The organism is Nocardia transvalensis NBRC 15921, assembly GCF_000308875.1.
Lineage (GTDB): Bacteria > Actinomycetota > Actinomycetes > Mycobacteriales > Mycobacteriaceae > Nocardia > Nocardia transvalensis.
The window spans coordinates 147,014-159,689 of sequence record NZ_BAGL01000013.1; the positions used below are offsets into that span (position 1 = coordinate 147,014).

The 12,676-nt window shown below is 70.0% G+C and carries 8 protein-coding genes; 7 read left to right on the plus strand and 1 reads right to left on the minus strand.

Features of this window, described 5'->3' with window-relative positions:
- The first annotated feature begins 3 nt into the window (after window positions 1–3).
- The 7 genes from nbtC (ON41_RS05675) to ON41_RS05705 all read left to right on the plus strand — a co-directional run bounded on the left by nbtC (ON41_RS05675) (window position 4) and on the right by ON41_RS05705 (window position 12,213).
- A complete protein-coding gene (gene nbtC / locus ON41_RS05675; RefSeq protein ID WP_444543673.1) occupies window positions 4–4,155 on the plus strand; it encodes a nocobactin polyketide synthase NbtC in 4,152 nt (1,383 codons plus the stop codon).
- A gap of 286 nt (window positions 4,156–4,441) precedes the next feature.
- Window positions 4,442–5,197 carry a thioesterase II family protein gene (locus ON41_RS05680; protein ID WP_040745840.1) on the plus strand — a complete coding sequence of 252 codons (756 nt, stop codon included), beginning with the start codon at window positions 4,442–4,444 and terminating at the stop codon, window positions 5,195–5,197.
- On the plus strand, window positions 5,194–6,489 hold the full coding sequence (locus tag ON41_RS05685) for a beta-ketoacyl [acyl carrier protein] synthase domain-containing protein (RefSeq protein ID WP_040745708.1): 1,296 nt from the start codon (window positions 5,194–5,196) through the stop codon (window positions 6,487–6,489). Before ON41_RS05680 ends, ON41_RS05685 begins: the two co-directional genes overlap by 4 nt.
- On the plus strand, window positions 6,482–9,568 hold the full coding sequence (gene nbtC, locus ON41_RS05690) for a nocobactin polyketide synthase NbtC (protein ID WP_083905152.1): 3,087 nt from the start codon (window positions 6,482–6,484) through the stop codon (window positions 9,566–9,568). Before ON41_RS05685 ends, nbtC (ON41_RS05690) begins: the two co-directional genes overlap by 8 nt.
- 106 nt (window positions 9,569–9,674) lie before the next feature.
- Window positions 9,675–10,661, plus strand: a complete 987-nt coding sequence (locus tag ON41_RS05695; RefSeq protein ID WP_246829453.1) for an ATP-binding cassette domain-containing protein — start codon at window positions 9,675–9,677, stop codon at window positions 10,659–10,661.
- On the plus strand, window positions 10,658–11,452 hold the full coding sequence (locus ON41_RS05700; RefSeq protein ID WP_246829454.1) for an ABC transporter permease: 795 nt from the start codon (window positions 10,658–10,660) through the stop codon (window positions 11,450–11,452). The genes ON41_RS05695 and ON41_RS05700 overlap by 4 nt, the downstream gene beginning before the upstream one ends.
- Window positions 11,449–12,213 carry an ABC transporter permease gene (locus tag ON41_RS05705; protein ID WP_040745712.1) on the plus strand — a complete coding sequence of 255 codons (765 nt, stop codon included), beginning with the start codon at window positions 11,449–11,451 and terminating at the stop codon, window positions 12,211–12,213. Before ON41_RS05700 ends, ON41_RS05705 begins: the two co-directional genes overlap by 4 nt.
- A 72-nt stretch (window positions 12,214–12,285) precedes the next feature.
- Here the strand turns inward: ON41_RS05705 and ON41_RS05710 are convergent, their stop codons facing one another.
- Complete coding sequence (locus ON41_RS05710) at window positions 12,286–12,501, minus strand: hypothetical protein (protein WP_040745714.1); 216 nt, start codon at window positions 12,499–12,501, stop codon at window positions 12,286–12,288.
- Window positions 12,502–12,676 lie beyond the last annotated feature (175 nt).

Here is a 12,676-nt window from a genome sequence, read left to right on the forward strand (position 1 = left end):
GGACTGCTGCCCGGCGAGGCCGCGGCCGTGCTGTCGTATGCCGAAGCGCGGCCGGGGATTTCGCCCGATCGCATCGCCGACATGCTGTTCCGGACGCGGGCCGCCCGGCGGCACCGGGCGCTGGCCATGGTCGGCTCCCGGGACGAGCTGATCGCGGCGCTGCGGGCGATCGCGGACGAGCGGGCGCACCCGGCGGTGGTCCGCTCGGCGGAGCCCGCCGGAACGCGCCGGTCGGCCTATGTCTTTCCGGGACAGGGCGGGCAGCGCCCGGGGATGGGCAGGCTGTTCTACGAGCACATGCCCGCCTTCCGGGCCGAGGTCGATCGCTGCGCCGCCCTCTTCGAGGAGCTGTTCGGCGTCTCGCCGAAGGCATACCTGCTGGACGAGGACCTCGCGGCCGGCGACAGCGCGACCGTGGTGCAGCCCGCGCTGTTCACCCAGATGGTGGGGCTGGCCGCCATGTGGCGGTCCGTCGGCATCGGTCCCGATGTGGTCGTCGGCCACAGCCAGGGCGAACTGGCCGCGGCGTACGTATCCGGCACGATGACGCTGGCCGACGCGGTACTGGTGGTGGGCGCCCGCGCGCGGGCGGTCGACACCATCGCCTCGGACCGGTACGCGATGGCCGTCGTCGCCGCCGACCGCGAGGAATGCGAGGAACTGCTGGCTCGGCGCTCCGGCTGGGCGCAGGTCTCGGTCATCAATTCACCACGCATGGTGGGCATCTCGGGCGAGCGCGGCACGGTCGAGGACGTCGTGGAAACCCTCACGGCCCGGGACAGATTCGCTCGCCTGATCCGCGTGGAGTATCCCGCGCACACCGACCGGGTCACCGAGGTCCGCCAGCAGGTGCAGGAGGCGGTGGACGGGCGGCTGGAACACCGGCACTTCCTCGACACCGAGATCGATTGCCTCGGAGCCACTCTCGGCGAGGCGGTAACCGCGGACCTGCCGGTGGACGAGTACTGGTTCTGGAATCTGCGCAACACCGTCCGCTTCGACAAGGCCATCGAGGCGGCCGTCGAGCGGGAGGTCGACACCTTCGTCGAACTGTCCGAACATCCGACGCTGGCGCTGTCCATCCAGGAGAACGTCGCCACGTCCGGCCGCCGGACCACGGTGACCGGCACCTCGAACCGGGCCGCCGCCGATCTGGCGGAGTTCACACGCAATCTCGCGGCCCTGGCCGTGCACGATCTGGACTACTCGTGGGAGCGGTTGCGTGTGGAATCCGAGGAGGTCGTCCGGTTGCCGCTGGACGATTTCCCGAATACCGAGATGAACGAGTCGCAGCTGTGGCTGCCGTACAACTCCGTCACGGAACGTGCTGCGCCCGTGGAACGGGTCGCGCCGCTCCCTGTCGCGCCGCCGCCCGTCGCCGCCACGGTGCGGACCGCGCCTCCGCAGCAGTTGATCGAGACCTGGAACCGACTGGCGTACCGGTCGCTGACGCCGCCGCGCTCGATCGGGGTCATCGATCACACCGGCCGGTGCGCGGATCTCGCTGCGGCGCTGTGCGCGCGGGCCGCGGAACAGGGGGCGACCGCGCGGCTGGTCGACGCGCCCGGCGGCGATACCGGTGATGCCGACACCCTCGTGGTCCTGTTGCCGGCGCGGCCCGAGCCGTCCGCCGCCGCGGCCGTCGCCGAGATCGCGGAGTTCTTCGGGACCCGGGGCTGGTGGGCCAAACCCGGTGCGGCCGTGCGTGACTGGTGGCTGGTGACGGTCGCCGGTGAGGTCGCGGTGCGCGGTGACGCGCTGCCGCATTCGGTGCACGCGGCCGCCGCGGCGGGATTCCGTTGCGCGGGAACCGAATATCCCGGCATCACGTTCCGCCATCTGGATCTGGCGGCGGACGGCGCCGGCGCGGACGGCGCGGCCTCGATCGTCACCGCGCTGCATACCGCCGACGAGCCGGAGCTGGCGCTGCGCGGCGGGTCGCTGTACGCGAAGCGGCTGGTCGAGGCGGATCTCGACGGCATCGACCCCGTGGCCGTCCCGGAGGATGTCGTCATTCTGGGCGGCACCGGCGCGGTCGGGCTCGAGTTCTGCGAGCACGTCGCGCGGCACGGTGCGCGGCGGGTCGCGCTGGTGAGCCGGTCGGGGGAGACCGCGGAGATCGCCGAGCGCCTGCGGGGGATCCGTGCGCTCGGGGCCGAGATCCGCGTGATCTCCTGCGATGTCGGTGATGCGGGCGCCGTCCGGCGGATGGCCGACGAGCTGCGCGATATGCCCGCGGGTCTGGTCGTCCACGCGGCCGCCGATATCGCGGGGCTGACGAATATCGAACTCGCGAATGTCACTCCGGAACAGGCCGACGAGGCCGTGCGCGGCAAGGTCGTCGGCATCGCGAATGTGCTGGATTCGCTTGCGACGACCGATGATTGCCGCTTGCTGCTGTGCTCCTCGCTGGCGGCAACGCTGGGCGGGCGTGGGATGAGCGTCTACGCCGCGGCCAACCGCATGCTCGACGCGCTGGCCCACCGGCTGCGCGCCGAGGGCCGGAACGTCGTCTCGGTGCAGTGGGGGCAGTGGGCGGTCCACCGGGGTGCGGGTACCTCGGCGGGCGATGTGCTGGCGAGCGTGGGATATCTGCCGATGCGGTCCGAGGACGCCATCGCCCTGGGCCTGAGCGGGCTCGCCCAGAACTCGCTGGTCACCGCGTTCGATTGGGACCGTGGGCGTTCCGTGCTGGGACAGTACGGCTACGGGCCGGTGCTCTCGCAGCTGGAGACTCCCGAGGCCGTTGTGCCCGAGCCCGTGGTGAACACGGTGGCTCCCGCCGCGGACGCTCCCCAGCGCCTGCTCCAACTGCTGGCCGAGGTCATCGGCGCGGACGACCTGGGGACCATCGATACCGCGCGTCCTCTGGTGGCAGTCGGATTGGACTCCCTCCAGGCCCTGGAGTTGCGCAGGCGGATCGACGAGGAATTCCGTCGCGAGGTGCCGGTAGCCGACCTCATCGGGGGTGCTTCACTGGATGACGTCGTCCGCATGGTCGGTGGTAGCTCGGCTGTCGGGGCGGCAGGGGGCCCCGGCCAAAAGCATGCCGGGGAATCGAGTGGGCAGGCCGACATGACCGGCGTGCAGGCCGACAAGATCCGTTCTGCCCGGGGGGATTTGGATCTCTTCGGGTTGCGGGCCATGTTGCGGGTTTTGCGGCCGGTGCTGGATGAGCGGGAGTTTCGACGGGACGAAGAGGTCGCGGACGCATTGGAATTCGCGCCTCGGCATCGGTGGCTGTTGCGGCAGTGGCTGCTGGCGTTGACGGAGAACGGGTGTCTGGAGGGTGATTCGGGGCGCGGGCACCGGTATGTCCGTGCGGTGCCGGAACCGTCGCGGACCGATCTGTCCGAGGTGTGCGCGGATCTCGGGTACGCGAGCGAATTCGCCACCTTCCTGGCCGGTTCCGCCGACCGCCTGCTTGAGCTGGCGCAGGATCGGCTGCGGGTACAGGAACTGTTGTTCCCGAACGGCGATATGGATACGGCCGATACGTTCTACCGGGACAACCTGGGCAGCCGGTACCTGAATATCGCCGCGCGGGAGGCGGTCGCGGAGATCGCCGCACGGCTACGCACCGAACGGCCGACCACCCGGATCCTCGAACTCGGCGCGGGTGTAGGCGGATTGACCAGCGAAATCGTGGCCGGAATGGCCGGGGAGTCGGTCGATTACCACTTCACCGACCTGTCCACATTCTTCCTCAACGCGGCCCGCAAGCGCTTCACCGGCGTACCGGGAATGCGATTCGGCATCGTGGATATGAACGCGGATCTGCCGAAGCAGCCCCGCTGCGACATCGTGCTCGCGTCGAATGTGCTGCACAACGCGCAGCACATCGGGCGGACCCTGCGCGAACTGCGCGACCTGTTGGAACCCGGCGGCGCGCTCGTCTTCCTCGAGTTCTGCCGGGCGCACTGCCTGATGCTGACCTCCGTGCATTTCCTGATGTCGCCGCGCGCGGATCAGGCGCGCGCGGGGGAGACCGATGTGCGGGCGGGAACGGATCGCATCTTCCTGACCGAACGCGAATGGCTGGATCAGCTCACGGAAGCGGGCCTCACGCCCCTGCCCGTGCGACCCGAGGCCGGGCATCCGCTGGCGGTACTCGACCAGAAAGTGTTTGTCGCCGTGCGCGATCCGGACGCGTGACCCACCGCGCGCCCGAGGTTTGCCGAGCAGCCTTCCGCAGTGATAGCCGAGCTGCGGAAGTGTCTGTTCGGTCATGGGAAGGGCCCCTGTTTCCTAGGGCATCGCTCCGGTATATTAGGTTTGCCTCACCTACATACGGCCGGGGTGGATCCAGGTCCGGCCAGGCCATATGTAGGTGAGGTGATAGCAGTCGGGCGGATCGGGATGCGCTCGGCCGCCCGCTGCCGGACCTGTGCCCGGAATTCGCTGCGGCCCATTCCAGCCTGTGGGAAGAGAGATGTGTGATATGGCAACGACACCCGGTTGGGTCAGACAGTTTCACAAGCCGCGTGCGGCCGGGTCGGCGCCGCTGGTGATCTGTCCGCATGCCGGCGGCGGCGCGTCGACGTACCGGCCGTTCTCGAAGCGGCTGTCCGAGGATTTCGATGTCGTCGTGCTGCAGTATCCGGGACGGCAGGACCGCGCCCGCGAGGCGGCGCTCGAGACCCTGCCGGAGATCGCCGCCGGGGCCTTCGCCGAATTCTCCCGCTCGTCGTTCAACCGGGGCGAGCCGATCACCGTATTCGGCCACAGCATGGGCTCGATCGTGGCGTTCGAATTCACCCGGCTCGCCGAGGACGCCGGAATTCCGGTGCGGCTGCTGGGGATTTCCGGCACGGTGGCGCCCTCGCGCGTGGTGGATATGCCGAATCACCCGACCGACGACGATCAGCTGCTCGACCATCTCACCGGCCTCCAGGGCACCGGCACCGATGTGCTGGGCAATCGGGACCTGATGAAGATGGCGCTGCCGGTGCTGAAGGCCGACTACGCCGCCTTCGACCGTTACGCCTGCCCGGTGGATGTGCGGGTGCAGGCGCCGATCCGCGCGATGGGCGGCAGCGACGACGATTTCGTCACCATGGGCGAGCTGTACGGCTGGCAGCGCCACACGGCGGCCGACCTGCAGGTCGAGATGTTCGACGGCGGGCACTTCTATCTGCACGACCAGGTCGCGGGGGTGTCGGAACTGCTCGCGGCCGAACTGGAGATCGCTCGATGAGCGATCCGATCGTCATCACCGGCATGGCCGTCGAGGCGCCGGGCGGTATCGAGACGCCCGCGCAGTACTGGGCGGCGCTGTCGGAGGCCCGGGATCTGACCGGGCCGTTCCCGCGCGATCGCGGCTGGCCGATCGAGCGGCTGCTGTCGCTGTCGGACGTCGAGGGCTGGTCCGAGGTCCGCGACGCGGGCGGATTCCTCGACGCCGCCGCGGAATTCGATCCGCTGTTCTTCGGCATCACGCCGCGCGAGGCGATCGCCATGGACCCGCAACAGCGGGTGGCGCTGCGGGTGGCATGGCGTGCGCTGGAGAACGCCGGAATCAATCCGGGCGCCATCGACGGCGACGAGGTCGGCTGCTACATGGGCGCGTCGCAGACCGAGTACGGTCCGCACGCCGCCGAGGTCAACGACTTCAGCGGCTACCGGGCCACCGGCACCGCGCTCGGCGCCACGGCCGGCCGGATCTCCCACTGCCTGGGCCTGGGCGGGCCGTCGATCGTGGTGGACACCGCGTGCGCCTCGTCGCTGGCGGCCCTGCATCTGGCCGCGGCGGCCATCCGCGACGGCGAATGCGAGTGGGCGCTCGCCGGTGCGGTGTGCGTGATGGGTTCGCCCGGGGCGTTCTTCGAATTCTCCAAGAACAACGCGCTGTCCGCGGACGGGCAGTGCAAGCCGTACTCCGAGGACGCGACGGGCACGCTGTGGGGCGAGGGCGCCGGAGTGGTTGTCCTGGAACGCGAGTCGCGCGCCCGCGCCCTCGGGCACCGGATCTACGGCCGGATTCTCGCGACCCGCGTCAACCACAACGGCAGCGGCGCGCCGATCGCGGTGCCCAGCACCGAGGCGCAGGAGCGGCTCATCCGCAAGACCGTTGCGGCCGCGGGCATCTCGCCCAGCCTGGTCGGCATGATCGAGGGGCACGGCACCGGGACCGCGGTGGGCGATCCGCTCGAATTGGCCGCGCTGCAGGAGGTCTACGGTTCCGCCGACGCGCGCCTGGGCTCGGTGAAGTCGAATCTCGGTCACGCCCAGGCGGCCGCGGGCATGCTCGGCCTGATCAAGGTGCTGCTCAGCGGATTACACGGATATATCGCGCCGACCCGCTTCGCCGACAACCCGACCACCGGGGTGGATTGGGAGGCGTCGGGACTGCGCCTGGCTGCCAAGCTCGAATACTGGCAGCCGCACGACGGGATCCGCTACGGCGCGGTCTCGTCGTTCGGCGTCTCGGGCACGAATGCCCATGCGCTGCTGGCCGTTCCGGCCGTGGAAGAGGAGATCCATGTCTAGCTACCGACTTCCGGACGGCAGCGTTCCGGTCCTGCTGTCCTCGGACACTCCCGAGGGATTGCGCCGCGAGGCGGCGGTCATCGCCGACTACGTCGCCGAGCACGACGAGGTCGCCCCGGACCGGATCGCCGACATGATCTTCCGTACCCGCGTCGCGCGCCGGTACCGAGCGCTGGTGATGGCCACCGGGCGCGAGTCGCTACTGGCGGCGCTGCGTGCGGTCGCGGCAGGGGAACCGCATTCGGACGTGGTGAGTTCCGGGCAGGCGGCGACGGCACGGCGGATCGCCTACGTCTTCCCGGGTCAGGGCAGCCAGCGGCCCGGTATGGGACGCATGCTCTACGACCACTCCGAGGCGTATCGCGCCGCGGTCGAGGAGTGCGACAAGGTGTTCCACGAGCTGTACTCGTGGTCGCCGCTGCCGTACCTGCTGGATGTGGACGCGCCGGCCGACGACTCCGCGCGGACCGTGCAGCCGGCCCTGTTCATGCAGATGGTCGGCGTCGCCGCGATGTGGGCGGCGGTCGGGGTGCGCCCGGCGGCGACCGTGGGGCACTCGCAGGGCGAGATCGCCGCCGCGTACGTGTCGGGCGCGCAGACGCTGCGCGACGCGGCGCGGATCGTGACCAGCCGCGCGACGATCGTCGACGGATTGCAGCTGACCGGCTTCTCCATGGCGGTCGTCGGCATCGACCGCGACGAGTGCGAGGACCTGCTGGCCCGGCACGCGGGATTCGCGGAACTGTCGGTGGTCAACTCGCCGCACATCCTCGCCATCTCCGGCGAGCGGGCCGCGGTGCTGGCGATCGTCGAATTGCTCAATGCCGCCGGGAAATTCGCCAAGGAGATTCGCGTCCAATATCCGGCGCACACCTCCTACGTCAGCGGTTTCCGCGACGAGCTGAACGCCACCGTGGGCGACGATATGGACAACGAGTCGTTCCTGGACTCCGAGATCGACTTCATCGGCGCCACCCTCGGCGACCGCGTCGGCTCCGACCTGCCCATCATCGACTACTGGTACCTCAACCTGCGCAATCGCGTCCGGTTCGACCGGGCCATCGCGATCGCCGCCGAGCGCGGCGCCGACACCTTCCTCGAGATCTCCGAGCATCCGACGCTCATGCTGGCCATCCAGGAGAACCTGGCGGGAGTGACGCCGCAGCGGTCCTTCCAGGCGCTGGGCACCTCGCGGCGGTCGGCCGAGGATCTGCGCGAATTCACCCGCAGCCTGGCCACGGTCGCGGTGCACGACGCCGGATTCCGGTGGGACGCATTGCGTGTGAGCGCGTCCGGCGGCGCGGTCGCGCTGCCGCTGCTGGACTTCCCGAACACCCGGATGACCCCGAAGACGCTGTGGGCGCCGTACCCGTACGAGGCGGCGGGATCCGCGCCCCGGCGTGCGGCGGGGGAGCACGCCACCGACGGAACGGTCGTCCCGCAACGCTACGCCGAGCACTGGACGCGCCTGTCGCGGCGAAAGATGGTGCCTCCCCGCACGCTGGCGCTGGTGGACCACACCGGCCGCTGCGCCGATCTGGTGTCCTCGATCTGCGCGGCCGCGCCTCGGCTCGGCGCGACGGTCGTCTACACCGACGAAACCGGCGCGCCCACAGCGGCGTTCGACACCCTCGTCGTGCTGCTACCGCGTCCGGAGGGAGACGGGGTCGCGACCGCGGTGGACGATATCGCCGAATTCCTCGGCGACCGTGCGTGGTTGGCGGATCTCTCGGGCGTGACCGATGTCTGGCTCGTCACCACCGGCGGCGAACAGGTGCTGGAAACCGATGTCCCCGACCCGTTCCACGCCGCCGCTCAGGCCGGATTCCGGTGCCTGGCGGCCGAACACATCGGCGTCACGTTCCGCCACCTCGACCTGGCCGCCGGAACCGAACCGGCCGCGGCGGCGAAGGGCCTGGTGGAATCGCTGCACACCGCCGGGGAGCCGGAACTCGCCGTCCGCGACGGCGGCGTCTACGCCAAGCGCCTGATCGTCGACGACACCGCCGCCGACGCCCCGCTCGACGCGGCGGACCTGCGGGAGGTCGTGATCGTCGGCGGCACCGGCAAACTCGGGCTCGACTTCTGCGAGCGCTTCGCCGCCGCGGGCGCGGGCCGGATCACCCTCGTCAGCCGGACCGGTGGCGATCCGGCCGCCGTGCAACGTGTTCGGGACATCCAGCGTTCGTCGAAGACCGAGATCGCCCGCAGGACCTGCGATGTCGGCGACGAGGCCGCCGTGCGCGCGCTCGCCGGGGACTTCCGCGACACCCCGGCGACCCTGATCGTGCATGCGGCTGTGGACTATTCCGCGGCGGAGGCCGTGCCCACCCCGGAGACGATCCGCGCCGCCGCCCTGGCGAAAACCGTCGCGCTGGATCATCTGGTGCGCCACGTCCCGCTCGCCGCCGACGGCCGGATCGTGCTGTGCTCCTCGCTGTCGGCGACCCTCGGCGGCCGCGGGCACATGGTGTACTCGGCGGTCAACCGGCTGCTCGACGCCGCCGCCGCGCACTACCGGGCCGAGGGCGTGCGGTGCTCCTCGGTGCAGTGGGGCCTGTGGCGGGCCGTCGGCGCCGACAATGCCGAGGCGCTCGCCAAGATCAGCGGCACCGGGCTGCTGCCGATGGAGCCGAAGGCGGCCGTGGCGGCCGGATTCGCGCCGGACGCGGCGAATGTGCTCGTGGCGGCGGCGGAATGGGGCCGAATCCGGGAGCTGTACACGGTATTCGGCTACCAGAACCTCTTCGCCGAACTGCCCGACGAACCGGTGGACGCCGCGGAGACCGCGAATCCGGCTGCCGCCGAAGCGGATACGGAGGTGCAGGCCGTGCTGACTCCGGTGCGTGCCGCGCCGCGCGATACCGCCGAGACCGTGCGGGACGCGCTGCGCACCGTGATGGGCCTGGGCAGCACCGAATCCATCGACGGCTCGATCCCGCTCGTCGCCCTCGGGCTGGATTCGCTCCAGGCCCTGGACCTGCGCAAACGCGTCGAATCCGATCTGAAGCGGGACCTGCCGGTGACGGCCATCCTGGGCGGCGCGTCGCTCGACGAGGTGGTCTCGCTCCTGGCCTGAACCCGGCCCGCGCCCGCGGCGAAGGGGTGGAAGTGCGCGGTTAATTAGGTTAGCGTTACCAAAGTAATAGCCGCGGGGATCTATGAGCACTCAGACGGAGAGCATTGTGTCGGAATCAGTGACAGGAGCGGCCGGTTCGCCGGGAGCGGGCGACAACGCGATCGTGGTGGAGTCGGTGGAGAAGTCGTTCGGTGAGGTGAAGGCCCTGCGGGGCGTCACCTTCCGCGTGCCGACCGGCAGCGTGCTGGGCGTGCTCGGCCCGAACGGCGCCGGCAAGACCACGACCGTCTCCATCCTGTCCACGCTCACCCGGCCCGACGCGGGCCGCGCCGAGGTCGCCGGGTACGACGTGGTGCGTGACGCCGCGAAGGTGCGCTCGTCCATCATGCTCACGGGCCAGTACGCCGCCCTGGACGAAATGCTCACCGGCCGCGAGAACCTGGTGCTGTTCGGCCGCCTCATGGGCCTGCGGCGCAAGGCCGCCCAGGCCCGGGCCACGGACCTGCTCGAGCAGTTCGCGCTCACCGAGGCCGCCGACCGCCGGGTCGGCCAGTACTCCGGTGGTATGCGGCGGCGCATCGATATCGCCTGCGGGCTGGTGCGCCCGCCGAGCGTGGTATTCCTCGACGAGCCCACCACCGGCCTGGACCCGGTGAGCCGGCAGAGCCTGTGGGCGCTGGTGCGCTCGCTCAAGGAGCAGGGCGTGACGATCCTGCTCACCACGCAGTACCTCGAGGAGGCGGATGCGTTGAGCGACAACATCATCGTCATCGACAAGGGCACCGTGATCGCCGAGGGCACCGCCGACCAGCTCAAGGCCCGGTCGGGCGACAGCTACTGCGAGGTGGTCCCGGTCGACGCCGGCGACGTGCCCGCCGTGGTGACGGCGCTGTCCGGCCTGGGCGAGATCACGATCGCGGATTCGCGGGACCGGGTGTCGCTCCCCGCTCCGGACGGCGCGGCCACGCTGTCGGAGGCGCTGAGCCGGATCACCACCGCGGGAATCGAATTGATCGATATCGCGCTGCGCCGGCCCTCGCTCGACGAGGTCTTCATCGAGCTGACCAAGCCGACCGTGGGGGCCGGGGCGTGACGGCGGCGGTACAGTCGCCGGACCTGTCCCGGGAAGGCCTGTCGATTCCGGCGTGGTTGCAGTTCAGCGCGCTGAGCGGCCGCAATGTCCGCGCCACGCTCCGGCAGGGCGACGTGGTGCTGGCGCTGTTCCAGCCGATGGTCTTCTTCATCTGCTTCTACGTGCCGCTGCGCAAATCGCTGGAGGCGCCGGGCGTCGACTACGCCCAGTATCTGCTGCCGGTCATCGCGGTGTTCGCGATGTTCTTCACCTCCATGTTCGCCGGCGACCGCGCCGCGCGAGAGGTGGTGGGCGGCATGGCCACCCGGTTGCGGTCCATGCCGGTGCCGCCGTGGATTCCGGTGAGCGCCCGCATGTCCGCGAGCCTGCTGCGCACGGTCACCGCGCTCGTCGGCGCGCTGATCATCGGCACGATCTTCGGCTTCCGCTTCCAGTCCGCCGGTGCGGCAGTCCTTTTCGTGGTACTGGTGCTGGCTTTCGGTGCGGCGCTGGTCTTCGCGACCGACGCCCTCGGCACCGTCACCCGCAATTCGGAGTTGAGTGGCACGGTCCTGTTCGGCCCGCAATTGCTGCTGATCCTCGCCTCGACGGGTTTCGTTCCGGCGGAGGGCTTCCCGGGCTGGATCCAGCCCTTCGTCCGTAATCAGCCGGTCTCGCAGATCACTGCCGCGCTGCGCGGGCTGGCCGACGGCCGGTACGTCTCCGAACTCGGCGTGGCGGTGGCCTGGATCGTGGGCCTGCTGGTGATCGGCGCTGTCCTGGCGGTGCGCGCGGAAGGACGACGGGCATGAGTGCACTGACCGAGCAGAGCCTGGTGGAGGCCGGTCGCCTGCTGCGCCGGTGGTCGCGGCAGCCGGAGGTGATCACCAGCACCCTGGCGTTCCCGATCCTCCTGCTGCTGATGTACGACCTGGTGCTGGACAAGGCGCTGGGCGCGACCGGCGATACCGATCCCATCTACGGATTCGTGCCGATGATCGCGGTGGCCGGTGCCATGTACGGCGCGATGGGCACCGGCCTGTCGCTGTTCGGCGAGCGGGAGAGCGGTCTGCTGCGCCGGTTCTGGGTGCTGCCGATCCACCGAGCCTCCGGCCTGGTGGGCCGGCTGCTGGCGGAATGCGGGCGCGCGGCCGCGGCGACCGTCGTGGTGGTCGTGGTCGGGATGCTGCTCGGCCTGCGCTTCGAGCACGGCTGGGCCGGGGCGCTCGGCGTGCTGGTGGTGCCGATGATCGTGATCGCCGGATTCACGCCGCTGGTCGTCATGGTCGGCGTCAGCGCCGCCGGTGACAAGGTCGTGCAGCTGTTCGCGATCGTGGTGCTGGTGGGCATGTTCTTCAACTCGGGATTCGTTCCGGTGCAGAACTATCCGGGCTGGCTGCAGCCGATCGTGCGCGGTCAGCCGATGAGCTGCGCCATCGAGGCCATGCGCAACTTCATGCTGGGCGGACCGCTGGCGACGCCGATGCTGCAGACCCTGGCCTGGGCGATCGGGCTGATCGCGGTGTTCGGGGCGCTGGCGGTGCGCGGCTACCGTAAGGCTGCCGAGAGCTGATTCCGTCGCGGGGCTGCAACATGAGTCGAGATCTTCGAATCATGTTGCAGCCCTTGTGCTTACATCCGTCTCTTACATCTCGGCAACCTTGGCGGAACCGCCGACGGATGTCGTGTCCAGGACTAGAGTGGGAATCAGCCGCTGGCCGAAAACGACGCGATGAAGCGCCTCGGAGCGCGCCTGTGCGCCGGCCAGCGCCGCCACCGCCGCGCGCACCGGTACCGGGACATCCGGGCAGATTTCATTGCCGAACTCGCCTCCGTGAGGGAGGTCTGCGCTGTCGTGCACCGAGGTCCGGAGGTGGGCCTCTCCTCCGACGTGATCTGACGGGATCAATCCGTTCGGGTGCCGCTGCGGACACTTTTCGGCGCTCAATGTGGGTGAGCGCCGACCGCTTGTGTGTCCTCAGGAGAGGAAAAATGAACGCACAGTTCTCGGCTCCGACGCAGATCACGACCTCTGC

Excerpts from the sequence above, each read along its gene's own strand:
- ON41_RS05680 (WP_040745840.1), top strand. The coding sequence starts at position 4,442 with ATGGCAACGACACCCGGTTGGGTCAGACAGTTTCACAAGCCGCGTGCG.
- ON41_RS05705 (WP_040745712.1), top strand. The coding sequence starts at position 11,449 with ATGAGTGCACTGACCGAGCAGAGCCTGGTGGAGGCCGGTCGCCTGCTG.
- nbtC (WP_083905152.1), top strand. The coding sequence starts at position 6,482 with ATGTCTAGCTACCGACTTCCGGACGGCAGCGTTCCGGTCCTGCTGTCC.
- ON41_RS05685 (WP_040745708.1), top strand. The coding sequence starts at position 5,194 with ATGAGCGATCCGATCGTCATCACCGGCATGGCCGTCGAGGCGCCGGGC.